Here is an 18,620-nt window from a genome sequence, read left to right as displayed (position 1 = left end):
ATGGCGGATTGCCGTGCGGCGGCCGGTTTATAGGCCCATTTTCAGGCTGGCCTCGATGAATTCATCAAGATCGCCATCCAGTACCGCGTTGCAGTTGCTGTTCTCGATACCGGTACGCAGATCCTTGATACGCGACTGGTCAAGCACGTAGGAGCGGATCTGGTGTCCCCAGCCAATGTCGGACTTGGTGTCTTCCAGTGCCTGCGCGGCCTCGGAACGCTTCATCATTTCCAGCTCGTACAACTTGGCCCGCAACATCTTCATTGCGTGGTCCTTGTTGGCGTGCTGCGAACGCTGGTTCTGGCAGCTGACCACGGTGTTGGTCGGAATGTGGGTAATCCGTACCGCCGAGTCGGTGGTGTTAACGTGCTGACCACCCGCCCCGGAAGAGCGGTAGGTATCCACCCGCAGGTCTGCCGGGTTGATATCAATTTCGATATCGTCGTCGATCTCGGGTGCGGCAAAGACCGCCGAGAACGAGGTGTGACGACGGTTACCGGAGTCGAACGGGCTCTTGCGCACCAGGCGGTGCACGCCAATCTCGGTGCGCAGCCAGCCGAACGCATATTCGCCACGAATGTGCACGGTCGCACTCTTGATGCCGGCCACTTCACCCTCGGACAGCTCAACAATCTCCGCATCAAACCCGTGCTGGTCCGCCCAGCGCAGGTACATGCGCAGCAGAATGTTGGCCCAGTCCTGCGCTTCGGTACCACCGGAGCCAGCCTGAATATCCAGATAGCAGTTATTGGCATCCATCTCGCCGCTGAACATACGGCGGAATTCGAGTTTCTCCAGCGCCTCCTGCAGACGCTTGAGCTCGGTTACCACATCATCGACCGCGCCCTGATCGCCCTCTTCGGCGGCCATTTCGAGCAGTTCGCCCGCATCAGCCAGGCCACCACTCATCTCGTCGAGGGTACCAACGATGTCGGCCAGTTGTGAGCGCTCACGGCCCAGGTTCTGGGCCCGTTCGGGCTCATTCCAGACGCTGGGGTCTTCCAGCTCACGCTCTACTTCGGTCAGGCGATCACGCTTGTGATCGTAGTCAAAGATACCCCCTGATGGTTTCAGAGCGGCTTCTCAGGTCTTTGATGGTGTTCAGAATCGGATTGATTTCCATGGTGACGGACCCCGGCAGGAAAAAGCCGCCATTGTAGCCGAATTCAGCCGCCGAGTGCAGCTGTCATGCCCGCGGCGCAAAGGCGCGCAGAAACACCAGGGCGCCAAGTCCCCAAAGGGCATTGAGAATGAAACCGATGGCAAAGCGCGGCACAAACAACTGCCAGTCCAGCCCATACCCCTTGAGTGGGAAAACCAGCAGCAGCGCGACCAGTGTCAATGCGATCCCGCCAAACAGGGCCGCCTTGAGCCAGATCAGTTGCTTGCCCATACGCGCCAGAGCGAGAACCAGTACCACGCCCCAAACCCCACCCCAAAATGCGGAAGACACCACTGCCGGCACCGACAGCGGCGCAACCGGATCAAGCGAGAAGGCAGGAAAGGGGACCACACCTGCGGCATGCAGCAGCGCCAGCGCAGGTTGATGGAAACAGAAAACCGCCAGAAACCCGGCCGTGAACGCAAGCAACCAGTGACGCATTGGAAACCCGCCCGATCAGCTGAAAGTCACTGCACTATAGCAGCCTCAAGCGAGCCCACTTCCGGCGCCCGCACCTGATTCGACAGCTGCTCCAGTATCGGGTAGATATCCAACGCCGACTGCGGCCTGCTGAACCAATATCCCTGGACGAAGTTGCAGCCTTCATTGTGCAAAAAGTCCATCTGCTCCGGGGTTTCAATCCCTTCGGCGATCACATCCATATCGAGCCCACGGCCTAACCCGATAATCGCCCGACTGATCGCCTTCAAACGCTCATCATCTGGCGCTTTGGTAATGAAACTCTTGTCGACCTTGATGATGTGCAGCGGATAGCGGTGCAGGTAACCCAGCGACGAAAAGCCGGTCCCGAAGTCATCCAGCGCGATTCGGATACCCATACTCTCAAGCTCACGCAACGCTGCCAACGTGTCGGGCACATCGCGCATCAGCAAACTCTCGGTAATTTCCAGCACCAGACTGGACGGCGGCAAACCGGTTTCGCGGAGGATTTGTGCCACCCGGTTGGCAAAGCCCTGTTCCTGCAGCTGGCGACTGGACAGGTTCACCGAACAGCGCAGGCCGGCCAGCCCCTGTTGGTGCCACTGACGAACCTGGGTGCAGGCCTGCCGCAATACCCACTCACCGACCTCGACAATCTCACCCGACTCTTCCAACACTGGGATGAACTCGTCCGGCGATACCAAACGAGTACCCTGCCACCAACGCAGCAGAGCCTCGACGCCGACCACCTGGGAGCGCCCGGCAGAAACCTGCACAATCGGCTGATAGAACAACTCAAACTGTCGCTGGGCAAGCGCTTCGCTGAGCGCGTTTTCCAAATTCAGCCGCTGATTGGCTTCCTCTTGCAGCGCATCACTGTAGAGCGCCAGCTGGGACTTGCCGAACGCCTTGGCACGGTAGAGCGCAAGGTCCGCCTCACGCAGAACATCCTGCTGCCCGTCATGCCCGTTCAGGGGCGCCACGCCGATGCTGACACTGACCGACAGCCGCCGGGCCGCAGCAATGATCGGGTAATGCAACGCGTGCATGATGCGCTTGGCAACCACTTCGGCGTCACCGGCCATCGCCATGTCATCCAGCAGCACGACAAACTCGTCACCACCAAAACGGGCCAGATGGTCGCCCGGGCGCAGGCAACGCTCAATCCGCTTGGCGACCTGAATCAGCACCTGATCACCGACCTGGTGTCCCAGACTGTCGTTAATCAGCTTGAATCGATCCAGGTCGATAAACAGCACAGCCGAATGACGCGCCCCCGGCTTGGACTGACGCTGCAACGCCTGAGTCAGCAACTGGCTGACCAGTTGCCGATTGGGCAGCCCGGTCAGCTCATCGTGCAGCACCATGTGGGCCAGCTCCTGCTCAGTCTGCTTGCGCTGGCTGATATCCGTCAGCGACCCAGCCAACAGGTGCTCACCATGCAGGTCGGTCGAGGCAACCCCACGGATCATTACCCAGATCAACCGTCCCCAGCTGTCGCGCACCTCGCACTCAACATGCAGATAAGACTGACGGCCATCCAGGTGCGCCTGAACCGCAGCACGGAAGCCGCCACGCTGGGCTTCAGGAATCAGGTTGGCCCAATCGGCCAGGGTGCGCGGAGCACGCGCCGCATCCAGCCCGAGCATGGCCAGCCAGCGATCAGAGACGTGCAGCCGGTCATCTTCGACATGCCACTCCCAGAGCCCGTCATTGGCCCCCTGCACCGCTCGCGCATAACGGTCTTCACTGGCCTGCAGCGCCACCTTGCCGGCACTGGAATAGGTATCCACCGTAAGACTCAGATCAAAGAAGGCTACCTTGAGCAGGCAGCCGTACAACTGCTCGGCAAGCTTGGGGTCGGCATGCCACTGGCGATTGATCGCCCGGTGCATGAAGTCGAGATAGAAGTGAAACGCCGCCAGATACCATTTTAGGTCGACACCCAAACGCTCGTGGGTCAGCCCCACCAGCAGCCGCAGACGCACATACTGCAGATCATAGGGGCCACGTAACAGTTGCCGAAAATAGTTCTGCTGCTGCGCCTTGAGCAGCGTCAAACGACCGGGATAGCCCAGCAACCTAGCGGGTTCGTCGAATTGCTCAAAGTGCCTGAACAGTGCATCAATGCACTCAAGATGGAGCCGATCCAGCGCCAGGAGGTGAACAGTCAGGCAGGCAAAGCCGTCGTCATTGATCAGCAGCAGACGCAAGCGCTGCCTCACCTCATTCGGGTTCAACCCGAGGTGACGCTGCATATTCAGCAACTGCTGCTTCAGATCCTGCACGGCCTGGGCCCCCAGCGCACCCGGCAAGGCCCGGGCGGAAAGAATGGTGATGCATTTTCGATCTATGTATCACTGCATGAAAACCAAAAGCGCAGAGCAGGTCAATCCCCTTTGTACGCTAGACCGTATCTGCTGGCTCAATATGACGAACCATCAGTTGCAGACTCTGGCGACCACGAAACTCGTTGATGTCCAGCGTATAGGCCAGCAGCACTTTGTTGATGGCTGCATTGGGCCAGTGCTGCGGCTCAATATTGAATGCGATCGCATCCAGCGGCTCTGCGCTGCCCGGCAGGCGCAGCACCAGCTTCAGATGGCGCTCGCCAACCAGCCGTTGCTGCAACACCTGAAACTCGCCATGAAACAGCGGCTCCGGGAAGTGCTGCCCCCAGGGTCCCGCCTCGCGTAGCGACGCGGCAATATCCATGGACAGGTCGCCGGCCTCCAGCTCGCCATCGGACAACAGCCGCCCGGTCAGATCCTCGGCCTCCAGCTGACGACGCACTTCAGCGTCAAAAGCCGCGGCAAAGGCCGGAAAATCGGCTTCCCGTAGCGACAGACCGGCCGCCATGGCGTGGCCGCCGAACTTGCTGATCAACTCAGGATGACGCGCCGCTACCGCATCCAGTGCATCGCGGATATGCAGCCCGCTGACCGAACGCGCCGAGCCTTTGACCATCCCATCCCCCGCGTCGGCAAAGGCAATTACCGGGCGATGAAAACGGTCCTTCAGGCGCGAGGCGAGAATGCCGATCACGCCCTGATGCCACTCGGCATCGTACAGGCAGAGGCCGAACGGCAGGTCCGCCTCCTCAAGCTGCATGCCTTCAAGCGTTTTCAACGCCTGCTGCTGCATGTCGCGTTCGATTGCCTTGCGGTCGCGGTTGAGGCCATCCAGCTCGCGCGCCATATCCAGCGCCAGTGATTCGTTGTCGGTCAACAGACACTCAATACCGAGGCTCATATCGTCGAGCCGCCCTGCCGCGTTCAATCGCGGACCAACAATAAACCCGAGATCGGTGGATACCAGCCGCTCACGCGGCCGCCCTGCCACCTCCAGCAGGGCACGAATACCCGGTCGGCAACGGCCGGCACGAATACGCGCCAGCCCCTGATGCACCAGAATCCGGTTGTTGGCATCCAGCGGTACCACGTCTGCCACGGTGCCAAGGGCCACCAGGTCCAGCAGCTCCGCCAGGTTCGGCTCGGCTCGGCCAGTTTCGACAAACCAGCCGCTTTCACGCAGCGCCGCACGCAACGCCAGCATGACATAGAAAATCACCCCGACGCCGGCCATCGCCTTACTGGCAAAGCCGCAACCGGGTTGACTCGGGTTAACGATGGCATCGGCTGCCGGCAGCTGCTCGCCCGGCAAGTGATGGTCGGTGACCACTACCTGCAGACCGGCGGCCTTGGCCGCAGCAACGCCATCGATGCTGGAAATGCCGTTGTCGACCGTCACCAGCACGTCCGGCGAGCGGGTGAGAGCCACCTCGACAATTTCCGGGGTCAGGCCATAGCCGTATTCGAAGCGGTTGGGCACCAGATAATCGACCCGCCCAGCGCCAAGCATACGCAGCGCCAGCACGGCAACGCTGCTGGCGGTGGCGCCGTCCGCGTCGAAGTCACCGACAATCAGAATCGACTGACGGGCACGCAACGCCTGTTCCAGTACCGCGACAGCCCGATCGATACCGAGCAAACCGTCGAACGGCAGCAACGCCTGCAACCGCCGATCCAGCTCAGCCTCATTGAGCACGCCGCGGGCAGCGTACAGACGGGTCAACAATGGCGGCAGATTACCCAGGGCGGGCAGCGCTGAGGGCAGCGGGCGGGTTGCTATCTGCATCAGCTCAACGCTCGCCCTGAAGCCACTCGACCGGCAATTCGTGCTGCTGATCACCGTCGCTGACATAGAGCACCCCATCGCTGATCATCACGCCCCAGTCGATGCTGCGCGGCAAGTCAGTGGACAGCGCCTGCAGCGGCTCGTCAGGTAGCGCAGCAACATTCAGGTTGGCCAGCGATGTGACGGCAGAAAGCTGTTTATTGATCCACACACGGGTGTTGCCATAGACCAACACCGACACCTTCCCGGCACGACGTGAGCACCAGGTCATGCGTTCAGCGTCGGGCTGGCCAACTTCGATCCAGTGCTCAACCCGATCATCCAGAGTTTTCAGCCACAGCGCGGGTTCGTCGACATCAGACAACCCGCGGCCGAACGTCAGGCGCTCGTGATACCAAAGCGCGTAGGCCAGCAGGCGAACCGCCAGCCGCTCTTCGGTCTCCGACGGGTGACGGGCCACCGTCATGCGCACGTTCTCGTACACACCCAGGTCGGTATCGGTAATGTTCAGCTGAACCTTGTAGGGGGTTGCCTGCAATGCCATGAGGAGGGTCCTGTGGGAAGCCGGGCGGCAGTGTACCGCATCCGCCGCACCGACGCAGAACCGCTCAGACCGAGAAGCGCTGCCAAAGCCCCTCGAATTCGCGTACGTAATCCGCCACCAGCGGTGGGTGATCAATCACCAATAGGTTTTCCTGATTGAAATCGCTGGCACTGCGTGTCCAGTTGAAGCTGCCATTGAGCAGGATCCGGTCATCGAACAGGGCAAACTTGTGGTGCATGTGATAAGGGCCCGGATCGACCCGCAGGGGAATACCCTCATCGCGCAGCATGGCGATGTCGCTGCCCATATCGTGCTGCTTTTCATGGTCGCTGATGATCCGCACCTTGACCCCGCGCTGATGACAGGCCAACACCGCGCGACTCAAACGGTCATCAGAGATAGTAAAGACACAGATGTTCAGGCTGTTACGCACCTGGTTACACAGGTCCAGAATCCGCCGCCGGCAGCTTTCACCCGGACTGAAGTGCGCACTGGCCACCTGCACCTCGTTGACCTGCGAGGTATCCAGCGTCTTGACCACCTGTTCAAGCCACTTCAAAGCAGGCAAGACGTTCTCCGGCTCGGCCACCAGTTCGCGCACTAGCGCAAAGGCCCGGTTACGCAAAAAGCGAACGCGGTCAGGTTCAAGACCACCACCCAGTTCGCGCAGCTCGACACGCTCCTCGTTGCTCAAGCGCAGATCAGCCACGCTGTCACGTAGAACTTGGTCCAGTTGCTGAAAATCCATCATTGCTCGCCACCACCCTGCTCATCCACGGTTACCACTTTCAGTTGCCGAACAATGTCGAGCAACTGCGTCTGCGCCTCGCGTCCAGCCAGCACCTGCCGATCCATGACCTCAGCCAGCGGCGTGACCGTGGCGCGCATGCTGTCGGACAGGCCTTCCAGCATCTGCTGGATCAGCTCTTTAGGCGGCATCACCACCCGCACCTTGGGACTCAGCTTGTGCAGCGAGTCCAGCGCGCCGAGCAGCTCCTCCCAGGGCACCGCAACCTCGCTGCCCTGCTTGCCTCCCAACGCCCGAACACTCTGAACCAGATCGTTCAGTTGGCCGACCACACGCTGCCCGACCTCGGCATCATCACCGCCCATCGCGCGATTGCGCAGGAAGTCCGCCTTGATTTGCTCCCAGCGGGCCGCACGCTCTGCGTTCAGGGTGCCACGCAGCTCAGCCAGCTTGAGTAAATTCTCTTCGGCGCCAGTGGTGAGCAGTTGCGACTCACCTTGGTAGTGGTCATCGATCAGTTGCTGCAGCTCCTGCTCGTTCATGACCGCAGAGACCTTCTCGGCCAGCTTGTTCATGTTGCGATAGCTGCCCTGCAACTTGAACGGCGGTTCGGTTCGATACCGGTCATCCTGCGCGGCACTTGCGATGTATTGCTGATTGACCCGCAGCACCACGTCGCGCAACTGCATCAACCGCTGCAGCGTGGCGACCATATCGTTGATCTCCGCCGCGCTGTAGTCATAACTCAGCTCGTTGGCAGAGAACGGCTTACCTTCAGCCTTGGCCACCAGGCGATAAAGATCATTCAGATCGCGGCCAGCCAGCGGCGCCAGTACCGCGTTGGAGGTCAGACTGTTCTCGATATAGCTCAGGGCAAAGACGTCATGCATGCCAGCCAGGGTATCGCCGAGGTTATAAATATCAGCGCGGTTGGCCAGCATGTCGGGGATACGGAATACCTCACCCGACTCGGTATAGGGGTTACCGGCCATCACCACGGCAAACTTGCGGCCACGCATATCGTAGGTGCGCGTGCGCCCCTTCCAGACACCCTCGATGCGTCGCGTGCCATCACAGAGCGAGATGAACTTCTGCAAAAACTCGGGATGGGTATGCTGAATGTCGTCGACATACAGCATCACGTTGTTACCCATCTCCAGTGCCAGGTTCAGTTTGACCAGCTCCTGCGCCGCCGTTGCGTCCGGCGCCTGTGCCGGATCGAGCGAGCGCACCTCATGCCCCAGCGCCGGACCATTGATCTTCATGAATACCAGGCCCAGGGCGTGGGCAACGTATTCCATCAATGTGGTCTTGCCGTAGCCTGGCGGAGAAATCAGCATCAGCAGACCATTGAGGTCCGAACGCCGCCCCTCTCCTACCGTGCCCATCTGCTTGGCGAGGTTATCGCCAATGACGCCAAGATAGACGTCATTGATCAGCCGGTTACGCACAAAGGAAGAGAGCGGGCGAGGTTTGAACTCTGATAGCCGCAGAGTCTTGCGCTGCTCGTCAAGAATCTGCTGACGTACCTGCTGATAACGCCCCAGCCCGGGCTGGAAGTGCTGACGGTGATGGCGCAAGCGGCTGAAAAACTCATCGACCGCCAACACCAGTCGTCCCTCCTGCACGCGCGGGTGCTGACCCAACAAGCCGGAGACCTCAAAGCGCAAATCCACTTCCGCAACCGTCACCTGAACCTGCGATTCAAGCAAACAAAGCGCAACCGCTTCCGGCACGTAGCGGCGCAGCGGCGCAAATGCCTCCTGCTCGCACAAGCCGCCAAACCAGTGCAGCAGAAACTGCCATTGCTGCCCGGGCGATCCAGCCAATTGCTCAACGGCTTGCCGGCAACTATCCCACAGGCCAAGGGGTGACAGGTGCGCTTGCAGCCCGACGCGCAACTCCTGAGCATAGCGACTGAACTGCCAGACCGGCTGGGGCTCAGCCAGCCACTCGACCAGCCAGGCCGCGCCAGCCTCCAGCACGACTGCGTCGACCTCAGCAAGTCGCTCCTCAAGCCACAACTGCAAGCTAGACTGAACCTCACCCTGCAGCTGCAACAGCGCTTCCGAGCGACCGAACAGCTGCCGAATCTGCAGCACGGCAGCAGCGCGCTCGGCCCACCCGGAGATAAGCGCGGTATCGACATTCTGCGCCCAGAACAACATCGCCAGCGCCCGCGCCTGCGGGTCGAAGCGCAGCAGTCCGGCACTATCAAGCAATGGCAGCAGCTGTGCGAGGATCAGCGCAGCGTCATGGTCATGAATACCCTTCTCATAGCCTTCCCGGTAGCGCGGGGTCGCCACCTCTCGCAGCGTGCGAACCAGTTGCTCCGGCTCCAGCAACTGCTGGTGCAATAGCGCCATACTGAGGCCCGCTTCAGCGCGCTGCGCCAAGGCGATAACCTCGCCTGCCAGATACTCCGCCCGGTACAGCAATGGCGACTCGGACAACAGGCCTCCATCCCAGTAGTCTCGCAGCGCATCCAACTCATCATTGACCAACGGCTCGAAGTAATCAGTGCCGGTCAGATGCAGGCTCAGCGAGTCACCTCGCGGCAGCAGAGTCAGGTCCAGCTCCTGGGCGTTGACGCTGAAGCGGTGACGTGGCCCGAGGCGAATAACGTTGCCGCCCCCTTCGAATAGCTCACGCTTGTCGCGCAACCCGCGCACCGCCTGATCGCGAGCGCCCTTGAGCCGCGCTTCAATGTCATCGGCCTTGACGTTATCGTGCAGCTCACGCAGGCGCTCGATCAGCTCGCGTAACTTGAGGATCAGTGGGTCGGTCGCAAAGAAGGCATTAAGCAGATCTGGCTCGGTCAGCCGACCGGTACGCCTCGGCAGGCTGTCGATAATGCGAACGGCCGCGTCCTGCAGTCCCTGGGCGCGACGCTGACGCTCATCCAGCAAGCGCTGACGGTGGCTCTCAAAGGTTTCCAGCAGCTCTTCACGCTTGTCGAGGATGTCAGCCAGGAAAGACTCATGGCCACCAAACTGGCTTTCCAGTTCCTCCAGCTGAACCAGTAGACGGGACAATTGCTCATCGCAGCCTTCCGGGTTCTGCGCCTGCGCCAGTGCGTTGGTAATCGCCTGGCTGAACAGTTTGAACTGAGCACCAAATTGCGCCACCTGCTCGGCCGAACCAAGCGACTTGCGACGCAGCTCTGCCCGTGCCTTGGATTGATTGAGCTTGGCATACAGCTCCGAGATTGCTTCGACCACGCGAGTACGCTGGGTCGCATCGTCAATACGCAGCGAGGCCATCAGCTCCGAGAGCATGTCCAAACCCGCTGCCATCGCGGTCAGCTGCTCCAACGGTTCGGCCAACTGCGTAACGGTCTCTGCCTGCTGGGCACTGGCATCCAGCTGCTCCAGCTGCTGGTGATACGGAGCCAGCGCCTGCTCGCCCGACAGGAAGCTGGATACCTCCGCCGCCAGACGCTCATGCTCGGTGAGCAGCTGCGCTTCCATTTCATCAATCTGAGCAACATCGATATAACGAAGCTCGCGAATGGTGAGCAGCTTGCCCCGCTGTGCATTGAGCGCGCCCAACGCATCAACGTAAGTCTGGACTTCGGTAAATTCCTGTGTCGAGAGTCCGGACATCAATTCGCGCTGACGCGTGCTGGCCTCGTTCATCGCCCTGGCAGACTGCTGTCGTATGCTCTCGACTTTCTCGAACTCGTCCAGCACCATCGCCGCGCTGGACGCTATCTGACGCAGCAGCGGCGCAATGCCGCCACAGGCATCGTCACTCAGCCAGTAATAGGAATCGAACAGCCGCTGAGTCTCCTGACAGAGCAGCGCATAACGCTGCAGCGAGACTTCGTCACTATCTATCTCACGCGACAGGCTGAGCAGGTCGGACACCCCGCGCACCAGTTCAGCGTTGCCAATACGACCGAAGAAGCCGCCACGCTGGGGCTGGGCTGCAGCGTGTTCATCGGTGTAGAACGGCGTCTGCCAGATCTGCATCGGGTGGATGCGGGTTGGCTCATCTCCTTCCGACGAGAAAATGACCATGCGCCCGTCGGCCAGCCGCGCATGACCATGACCGAATAGCGGATTCTGCAGCTCGCGGCTGATGAGGTTGTAGGTAAATAGCGCCGAACGCCCCTGCTCGGGATGGTAGAAAACGTACTGAACGTCCTCTCCGTTTGGCGAGCGAACGGAACGCTTGAAGCGCATCCCCTCCATCGACTGATCGAAGGTGCGGTAATCGCCGCTCTGCAGATAGCAGCCACCAGGGAAGATGATGCCGTGATCTTCCGGCAGTTGCACACAGGCCTGCCCAATCGCATCGATGCGCTGCACCTTGCGGGTCAGGGTATTGAAAACCAGATAGCGCCACTGCTCCTCGCGGTACGGCAGCACCTTCAGCAGAATCAGGGTGCCAAGGTGGGCGTACTCGATCTGCACATCATTCAGCGACTGGGTCTTATCGGCGACCGGCTCGCGGTAGATACCCAGACCGTCCTCGGTATTGTTCTCTACCTTGACAGTCAGATCACCACCCAGGGTGTCGACAAACAGGGTATCGAGAATATTGAAATGCGAGTGCCGGCCCTGCACCACAGCGTCGCGGCCGGCAGCGGTCCACTCAAAATCAAAGGGGCGCGGCAACTGGATGTCACGCTCACCGCGGTTATCGATGTAGCGCACCTGACTGCCATCAGCGGACACCGACCAGCGGAAGACGCGCACATCGCTGATCCGCTCGCCAATCTGAAAGGCCGCCAGCAACTTGCCGTCACGCACGCTCAGTTGCAGTAGCCGCGTGTTCTTGTAGTAGCGATAGAGCTCGTCAAAGTCGTTGACGAAGCTGGCCTCAGCCAGAAAGCTGCCGGCCAGATCAACAGGCTGGGCGTCGTACTCGCCATCCTGCTGAACCAACCGATAAAGGGAGAAAACGTCCTGTACCCGGGTTTCCTGCTTGAGCCCGATAAACACGTTGTAGCCGAACAGCATCAGCCCGCCGACCTGAGCGATATCGCGTGCGATGCAGTTGTTTTCGGTGCGCACGCGCGTGCGACCAATCACTTCAATCGGCTGACTGCCAAACTCCTGCTGCCGCTGGGCATTCAGCGCCTCGGCCAGACCGGCAAGTTGCCGGCCCTGCTCCAGCAGCCGCTTGTGCAGCACCTCGTAGGCACCGCCTTCAGCTACAGCCCGATCAACCAGGCCCTGCGCCTGATCTTCGCCTGCTGACTCTGACATCCTCGTCATTCCCGAATTTGCTAAGCAATGCGACACCCCGGCCGCGCCGGGGCGTCAAGCGAAAGAGCCTGTCAGGCTTCAGCGTCGCCTTTGTTGGCCACGTTCGGCATGTCACCAGTGCCACGCCCGGCCAGCAGCCGCTGCAGCACATCCTGAACGACCGGACTCTTGCCGACCACGCCCTCAATCGCTTTACCAACCGACAGCGACTTGGCGAAGGAATTGAAGAAGTCACCCTCACCGCCGACGATTTCAATGTTGGCCTTGGCGAGCGCGGTAGAGAGGACTTCCGCCTGATCCCGGGCGATGTCCTTGTTGGCAGCAATAGCCGCCATTGCTTCATCAAAGCTCTTCTCAAGCTGCATACGGAATTCTTCGTGCTGACGTGCGTCGTCGCTGAGTTCACCCAAAGCGGAGAACTTCTTGCCCAGACCCTCGGCCTCGGCGTTCAGGCGCTCCAGCAGCACTTCGGCCTCGACCAGTCCCAGGTCCTTGGCGGCACGTGCCTTGGCCACACCCAACTGCTCTTCCCCGCGAGCCTGCGCGGTCAGTTTTTCTTCCAGCACCTTAGCTTCAGCCAGACCTTCCTTCTCGCGAGCAGCTGCCTGCGCCTCGATCACCCGAGCCTGCGCCAGCCCCTGCTCCTGCTCACCTTTGGCTTGCGCGATCAGCTGTTCGGACTGAATGTGCGCCTCGGCCAGGCCTTCCTTCTCTTTCGCTGCAGCGGTAACTTCACGGACACGGGCAGCAGCCAGACCGTCGGCGGCGGCTTCAGCCTGAGTACCCTCGGCGCGTTTTTTCGCTGCCTCAGACATTTTGGCTGCAGCCTCGAGTTCGGCCTGAGCCAGGTTGTTCATCTCCACAGCCTTATGCCGCGACTTGGTTTCGTCCGCCTCGGCCTGCTTGACCTGACGCACCAGCTCCTGCTCGGCCTCGGCCTGCGCATTGAGCACCTGCACTTGTTTCTGGCGATCGGCTTCGGCGACCTCGCGTACTTCCTTGATGCGCTCTTCTTCCTGCGCCACGGTTTTCTCGACCGCGACCCGCTCGCGGATTACGCCAGCGATATTCTTGCGCTCTTCCTCCAGCGCCTTTTCCTTTTCGATGCGCTGCAGCTCAACTTCACGCTCGCGGGCTACCACCTCCAGATCACGGGCACGGGTGACTTTTTCGACCTCGATCACCACCGCGCGCTGGCGATTCTGCTGAGCCACTTCGACTTCCCGGTGATGGTTTTCGCTACGGATATCCAGATCCTGCTGGGTCTGGATGCGGGCTTGCTCGGCCTTCAGGCGCTCTTCTTCCTGCACCTTGATGGTCTCCGCCTGCTCGCGCGCGCGGATGGTTTCAATTTCACGCTCTTGACGGGCCTCGGCGTCAGCCTGCTGGCGCTCAAGGGACAAAGTCGCCTCACGCGTCTCGACATTCTTCTTCATGATCGCGAGCTCTTCGTTACGCTCCAGCTCGTTGGTGATCACGTTCTGGGTCGCCGTCAGCTCGGTAATCTTGCGAATACCCTGAGCATCAAGAATGTTGGTTGGGTCCAGCGAGACGCGCGGCGTTTGCTCAAGATAGTCAATCGCCACATCTTCCAGCACGTAGCCGTTCAGATCGTTGCCGATGACCTCTATGATGCGGTCACGGAAATTCTGACGTTCCTCGAACAGGCTGACAAAGTCGAACTTCTTGCCGACGGTCTTTAGCGCTTCGGAGAACTTGGCATTGAACAGTTCATTGACCGCCGTGCGATCGGACGCACGATCAACGCCAATCGCCTTCGCTACCTTGAGCACATCCTGCTGGGTCTCATTGACTCGCAGGTAGAAGGCAACGGTGATATCGGCCCGCAGGTTATCCTGACAGATCAGGCCGTCCTTGCCGCGCCGGTCCACTTCCAGCGTCAACAGGGAGATTTTCATGAACTCTTTCTTGTAGATCACCGGATAAACCAGTGCCCCGGTGAAGTGCACCTTCGGGGTGGAGCTCATGTCGTTCACGATCAACGCCGTGCCCTGGGGCACCTTGATGTAGAACGCATTAAAGAGGACAAAAAAACCGACGATCAGCAAAAAGACGATGCCAACCCCGATCAGGAAGGGCATTACCATGGACATACTCATTACGCTCAAACTCCTTTGCAGGACGACACAGCACCCGAACAGTGCCGCCTCGCACTATTTCCCGTTAAATTCGTCTTCACCGATAACCCGATAGGCGTGCTCCGCCTCCAAGTATTCCAGCAGGACCAGTCGGTCACCGCGCTTGAACCCCAGCGCCGGGTCCGCTCGCACACGCAGGATCAAGCCTGCACCGCCGTCTTCCATCACCGCCTCGCCCAGCCGATCACTGACCAGAGGCGATCTCACCACCACGACCTGGCCGAGCAGCGAGCGCGTGGTTGAGCCCAGCGCCTTGCGAAACAGCGGCCGCAACGGCGCCACCACCAGCCGGGTGACGGGCACGGCTACCGCCAGCGCCAGCACGATGACCACCAGCCCCAGGGGATAACGCAGCAAGCCCAGCGGCAGCCAGCCCAGCAACAACAGCTGCGTGAAGTAACTGGCCAGCCAGGCAAAGAACACCAGCACCGTCAGCACCAGGGTGACCGGGACGTCATGCAGCCCCAGCTTCATCAGCAGACCGCCGAGGCCTTCGGCATTGGACGGGTCGTCCATGCCGCCGTCACCGCCGGCATCCAGCACGTCAACATCCAGCGCACCCAGCGCCACCGTCAGCCAATACAGCATGGCCACGCACAGCATGAAGCTGAAAACCACCACCGGAAACGTCAGCGACGCCTGAAAGAAAAGCTCCATCCCGATCCCCTTCCCTAACCGCTCAAAGCACCTAACTATCAGAGCGCTGCTTCAGACGCTCCAGCACACTGTCTGCGCTGCCGGAAGCCGGCGTAATGCCCGCCGCCCGCAATTTCTCTTCCAGCGCCTGGTCGGGGCTGCCCTCAACCGCCAGCTCGGCTGCGGCCTCCATACGGGCGCCACGCTCCGCCTGTTTCTGCTTGATGCGTTCTAGCGACTCGAGTGCCGTGTGCATCTTGGCCTGTGAGCCGCCGTAACGCTGGGACACCGCAAGCTGTGCTTTCTGCACGCTTTCAGTGGCCTTAACCACATCAACCTGCTGCTTCAGTCGCTTGATATTGCCCTCAGCCTGCTGCACCGCCTGACGCAGGTTCGCCACGCTGGTCGCGTAGGCCTCAGCCTGCTCGGACTCCAGTTTTGCCTCGTTTTCCAGGCCGGCAATCTTTTCGGCAACCTCTCGGGCCAGCGCCTCGTTGCCCGACTCGAGCGCCTTCAGGGCGTACTGCTCATACTCGGCAATACGCGCCGATACCTTGCTAAGTTTGTCGGCAGCCAGCTTCTGCTTGGCCATGATATTGGCCAGCGCTTCGCGAGAACGATGCAACTCAGCATCGGCATCACGAATTTCCTGATCGAGGATACGCAGGGCCTGGCTATCGACCAGCGCCTCGCCTGCTTCCTGAGCACCGCCCCGCATTGCAGTCAGCAATTTGCTCCACACGTTCATCAGCTTTCTCCTTGTCAGGCTGGCATCGCCAGATGATTCTCATAGGCTTCGGTAGCCTTGATCACGTTGTCCGCCAGCAGCTCGATCTCGAACACTACATCAGACAGTGCCGAGCCAGAGCTCAAGGCACCGAACATGGTGTAGCAATCGGTACCATCAGCCAGACGCTCAAGGCCGATACTCGACAACGGGAACAGCTTGTGGGTGCGCAGCACCTCTTCATTGAAGGCTGGCAGATCACGCACATCCGACGTCGGCCACAGTAACGCCTCAACAATCACTTGCTCGCCAAATACCGCGATAAAAAGCGGCAGATCGCCATACTCATGCATGGTGACGTGCAGACTGGCGTCGCTACCGTCGATTAACTCGACGCTCGCTCGCGTGCCCTGAAACAGCTCCGTGCCACTCAACGCCTTGTGCAACGCTGTGGCAGTCCAAACCTGCTGCATGCTCATGTCTATCTCCTTCTCCATTGAGTCCAGCTGGGCCATCGGCTGGCGCAGCTTGCGTTCTACTGCCATGAGCGCAGAGGCATGCTCGGGCAATATCCAGACTTCTTTCTTGACCAGCCCCTGCTCACGCAGGCGCTGGCGATAAAGTCGCTGATAATAAGCAGATGATTTCTTTTCCATGAAGCGAGACTAGACCATCACATGTAACAAAGCAATGAATTACATGTGATGTTTTTGTGCGTGTTTTCAGGACAGCATCAAGCGCGGCGCCAACAGGCAATAAAAGCAGAGGGATCAAGATGAGGCAGGCCTTCCAGGCAACAGGAGAGGAGGCACAATCCGTGCACCGGCTATTTAACTACAGCAACCCGCGTTGCGTCAGGCTAAGAAAAGACAACTCGCGCACAGTTCGGCGCTTTGTCAGTAAGGCGATTGCGGATAGCGAAACAGCATCGGCACCAGATGCAGAATAACCAGCGCCAAGCCCGCGCAGAGCAGCCCCGTCGCCTGATGACCCAAACCGATAGTCACGCCGATGGCAGCGGTCAACCAGATACCAGCCGCGGTCGTCAGCCCCTTGACCTGATTACTCGCATCACCCTTGAGAATGGTGCCCGCCCCTAAAAAACCAACACCGGCAATAACACCCTGAACAACCCGACTCATGGCATCGTCTAACGCCCCGCCGACATCCGGAACCAGCACAAACAGCGCCGCGCCCAGACAGACCAGCATATGGGTACGCACGCCGGCAGCCTTGCCCTGCCGCTCGCGCTCCAGACCGAGCAGACCACCCAGCAGCGCTGCCAACATCAGCCGCAGCGTGACACGAGTGCCCTGCTCCACATCCGTGAGATCAGAAAACTCGTCAACCAATGTATCGCCGACGATGCTCATTATCCGCTCCAACTCAAGCATGGCGCCCTCCTGCACTCCTGTGTAACTGTGAGTCGCTGCCGCACCAGTGGTTCAGTCAGCAGCGGATTGTCGGTATTCACTGGCTTGCCACTCCAGCCGCGTTATACTGCGACAAAGACCACTCACCTGATGACCCGATGCCCCTTGCGCTAACCGCCATAGCCCTGTTTGCACTGCTGTTTGCTTGCGTCGCCGTGTGGCACAGCAGGCGACAGGCAACCACCTTCAAGGCATTGCTCAAGCTATCGCCCAACGGGCTCCTCATACTGGACCGCCAGCTGCACATCCGCTGGCACAATCCCGCCGCAGCTCGCATGCTTGGCCTCCCCGATCAGCCCCTGCCGCGGAATACTCCCATAACGCATTGGCTACCCATGCTCACAGCGCTGCCGCCCCCCCTGCAGCGCGTAGAAACCCTGCTGGACAACGGTCAGCAGAAACTGCAGCAGGAACTTACGCGGCTGGCCGACATCGGGAACCAGCACGTTCTATTGCTGCACCCTGAGCAGGCAATGCAAGCTGGCGGCGAATCAATGGAACGCTTCAAGCGTAGCCAGTATTTCGCACGGATCGGCACCTGGGACTGGGATATTGATACCGACCGCCTGTACTGGTCAGAAGCCATCTACGGCATGTTTGGTTATCAACCGGGAGAGGTGACGCCGTCCTACAGCCTGTTCTGTAACAGCGTGCACCCGGACGACCGGGAGCGAGTCAGGGCAGGCGAACTGCATTGCATCGAAACCGGCGAGAATCACGACGAGGAATACCGCGTCATCTGGCCCGACGGCAGCGTGCACTGGGTGCGGGAGACCGGTAACGTGGTGAAAAACGAACAGGGTCAGCCGGTCAAGATGATGGGCGTCGTTCGGGATATCACCGAAGAAAAACATTCGACTCGGGAGCTGGAGCAACGCGCTCACCAAGACCCGCTGACCGGCCTACCCAACCGCCTGATGCTTGAGCAGCGGCTGGAGGCCTCTCTGGGACTGGCCAGAACGCAGCAAACGCGGCTGGCACTGGTATTTATCGACCTTAATAACTTCAAGGCGATTAACGACCAACACGGTCATGCAACGGGTGACGAAGTACTGCTGGAGGTTGCCAAACGTCTGCGCAGCGCCGTTCGCAGCTCGGACATGGTTGCCAGGCTGGGAGGCGATGAATTCGTGGTACTGCTGGAGGGACTATCGCGCCACACCAAGGTCAGCGACGAAGCGCATCAGATCTGCGAAAAGCTGTTTGCCAGCCTCACGCCAGCCATGACACTGCAGGGGCGCGACTACCGGGTCGGCAGCAGCCTCGGTATCGCCATGTTCCCAGACCACGCCGCCACCATGGACAAGCTGATCCATGCGGCCGACCTGGCCATGTATGCGGCAAAACGCAGCGGCAACAACCAATATCGACTGGGTGAAGACCTGACTACCCACGCCCACCTGCTGCAAAGCTGATC

The 18,620-nt window shown here is 60.1% G+C and carries 13 protein-coding genes and 1 pseudogene; 2 read left to right on the top strand and 12 right to left on the bottom strand.

Features of this window, described 5'->3' with window-relative positions:
* Nucleotides 1-27 precede the first annotated feature (27 nt).
* The 12 genes from prfB to ACKPCU_RS06855 all read right to left on the bottom strand — a co-directional run bounded on the left by prfB (nucleotide 28) and on the right by ACKPCU_RS06855 (nucleotide 17,164).
* Nucleotides 28-1,123, bottom strand: a protein-coding gene (gene prfB, locus ACKPCU_RS06910) for a peptide chain release factor 2 (protein WP_104736914.1) whose coding sequence is annotated in 2 segments (ribosomal slippage) — nucleotides 28-1,050 and nucleotides 1,052-1,123 — 1,095 coding nt in all. Because the reading frame shifts where the segments join, the coding sequence is not laid out codon by codon here.
* A gap of 63 nt (nucleotides 1,124-1,186) precedes the next feature.
* Complete coding sequence (locus tag ACKPCU_RS06905) at nucleotides 1,187-1,603, bottom strand: hypothetical protein (protein WP_104736913.1); 417 nt, start codon at nucleotides 1,601-1,603, stop codon at nucleotides 1,187-1,189.
* 26 nt (nucleotides 1,604-1,629) lie between these two features.
* Nucleotides 1,630-3,891 (bottom strand): putative bifunctional diguanylate cyclase/phosphodiesterase, encoded by a 2,262-nt coding sequence (locus ACKPCU_RS06900; RefSeq protein ID WP_321350910.1) that lies wholly within the window; start codon nucleotides 3,889-3,891, stop codon nucleotides 1,630-1,632.
* A 118-nt stretch (nucleotides 3,892-4,009) separates the two neighbouring features.
* Nucleotides 4,010-5,740: a single-stranded-DNA-specific exonuclease RecJ gene (gene recJ / locus ACKPCU_RS06895; RefSeq protein ID WP_321350908.1), complete on the bottom strand. Its 1,731-nt coding sequence runs from the start codon at nucleotides 5,738-5,740 to the stop codon at nucleotides 4,010-4,012.
* A gap of 4 nt (nucleotides 5,741-5,744) precedes the next feature.
* A complete protein-coding gene (locus ACKPCU_RS06890; protein WP_104736911.1) occupies nucleotides 5,745-6,284 on the bottom strand; it encodes a YaeQ family protein in 540 nt (179 codons plus the stop codon).
* 64 nt (nucleotides 6,285-6,348) lie between these two features.
* Complete coding sequence (locus ACKPCU_RS06885) at nucleotides 6,349-7,032, bottom strand: phospholipase D-like domain-containing protein (protein ID WP_104736910.1); 684 nt, start codon at nucleotides 7,030-7,032, stop codon at nucleotides 6,349-6,351.
* Nucleotides 7,032-12,248 carry a DNA repair ATPase gene (locus ACKPCU_RS06880; protein WP_321350905.1) on the bottom strand — a complete coding sequence of 1,739 codons (5,217 nt, stop codon included), beginning with the start codon at nucleotides 12,246-12,248 and terminating at the stop codon, nucleotides 7,032-7,034. Before ACKPCU_RS06880 ends, ACKPCU_RS06885 begins: the two co-directional genes overlap by 1 nt.
* 71 nt (nucleotides 12,249-12,319) lie before the next feature.
* Nucleotides 12,320-14,368: a flotillin family protein gene (locus ACKPCU_RS06875; RefSeq protein WP_321350903.1), complete on the bottom strand. Its 2,049-nt coding sequence runs from the start codon at nucleotides 14,366-14,368 to the stop codon at nucleotides 12,320-12,322.
* Between the two features lie 54 nt (nucleotides 14,369-14,422).
* On the bottom strand, nucleotides 14,423-15,064 hold the full coding sequence (locus ACKPCU_RS06870) for a hypothetical protein (RefSeq protein ID WP_321350901.1): 642 nt from the start codon (nucleotides 15,062-15,064) through the stop codon (nucleotides 14,423-14,425).
* A gap of 31 nt (nucleotides 15,065-15,095) precedes the next feature.
* Nucleotides 15,096-15,791, bottom strand: a complete 696-nt coding sequence (locus tag ACKPCU_RS06865) for a PspA/IM30 family protein (RefSeq protein ID WP_321350899.1) — start codon at nucleotides 15,789-15,791, stop codon at nucleotides 15,096-15,098.
* Between the two features lie 14 nt (nucleotides 15,792-15,805).
* On the bottom strand, nucleotides 15,806-16,426 hold the full coding sequence (gene bacA / locus ACKPCU_RS06860) for a biofilm formation regulator BacA (protein WP_104736905.1): 621 nt from the start codon (nucleotides 16,424-16,426) through the stop codon (nucleotides 15,806-15,808).
* A 240-nt stretch (nucleotides 16,427-16,666) separates the two neighbouring features.
* Complete coding sequence (locus ACKPCU_RS06855; RefSeq protein WP_321350896.1) at nucleotides 16,667-17,164, bottom strand: MgtC/SapB family protein; 498 nt, start codon at nucleotides 17,162-17,164, stop codon at nucleotides 16,667-16,669.
* On the opposite strand from ACKPCU_RS06855, the pseudogene ACKPCU_RS06850 reads away from it, so the two are divergent.
* Together ACKPCU_RS06850 and ACKPCU_RS06845 are read left to right on the top strand one after the other, a co-directional pair.
* Nucleotides 17,122-17,460 (top strand): annotated as a pseudogene (locus ACKPCU_RS06850) (hypothetical protein); the annotation flags it as partial. The gene ACKPCU_RS06855 and the pseudogene ACKPCU_RS06850 sit on opposite strands and share 43 nt — an antisense overlap.
* Nucleotides 17,461-17,538: 78 nt before the next feature.
* A complete protein-coding gene (locus ACKPCU_RS06845; protein ID WP_321350894.1) occupies nucleotides 17,539-18,618 on the top strand; it encodes a sensor domain-containing diguanylate cyclase in 1,080 nt (359 codons plus the stop codon).
* The last annotated feature ends 2 nt before the right edge of the window (nucleotides 18,619-18,620 follow it).

The sequence above is a fragment of the Halopseudomonas oceani genome (assembly GCF_963677335.1).
GTDB lineage: Bacteria > Pseudomonadota > Gammaproteobacteria > Pseudomonadales > Pseudomonadaceae > Halopseudomonas > Halopseudomonas oceani.
The sequence above is the reverse complement of the archived record's forward strand: the minus strand, read 5'-3'. Positions and strand labels throughout refer to the sequence as shown.

Bases quoted from the DNA above. Each gene is read 5' to 3' on its own strand.
- ACKPCU_RS06905 (WP_104736913.1), bottom strand. From the start codon at position 1,603: ATGCGTCACTGGTTGCTTGCGTTCACGGCCGGGTTTCTGGCGGTTTTC.
- recJ (WP_321350908.1), bottom strand. From the start codon at position 5,740: ATGCAGATAGCAACCCGCCCGCTGCCCTCAGCGCTGCCCGCCCTGGGT.
- ACKPCU_RS06890 (WP_104736911.1), bottom strand. From the start codon at position 6,284: ATGGCATTGCAGGCAACCCCCTACAAGGTTCAGCTGAACATTACCGAT.
- ACKPCU_RS06885 (WP_104736910.1), bottom strand. From the start codon at position 7,032: ATGGATTTTCAGCAACTGGACCAAGTTCTACGTGACAGCGTGGCTGAT.
- ACKPCU_RS06880 (WP_321350905.1), bottom strand. From the start codon at position 12,248: ATGTCAGAGTCAGCAGGCGAAGATCAGGCGCAGGGCCTGGTTGATCGG.
- ACKPCU_RS06875 (WP_321350903.1), bottom strand. From the start codon at position 14,368: ATGAGTATGTCCATGGTAATGCCCTTCCTGATCGGGGTTGGCATCGTC.
- ACKPCU_RS06870 (WP_321350901.1), bottom strand. From the start codon at position 15,064: ATGGAGCTTTTCTTTCAGGCGTCGCTGACGTTTCCGGTGGTGGTTTTC.
- ACKPCU_RS06865 (WP_321350899.1), bottom strand. From the start codon at position 15,791: ATGAACGTGTGGAGCAAATTGCTGACTGCAATGCGGGGCGGTGCTCAG.
- bacA (WP_104736905.1), bottom strand. From the start codon at position 16,426: ATGGAAAAGAAATCATCTGCTTATTATCAGCGACTTTATCGCCAGCGC.
- ACKPCU_RS06855 (WP_321350896.1), bottom strand. From the start codon at position 17,164: ATGCTTGAGTTGGAGCGGATAATGAGCATCGTCGGCGATACATTGGTT.
- ACKPCU_RS06845 (WP_321350894.1), top strand. From the start codon at position 17,539: ATGCTCACAGCGCTGCCGCCCCCCCTGCAGCGCGTAGAAACCCTGCTG.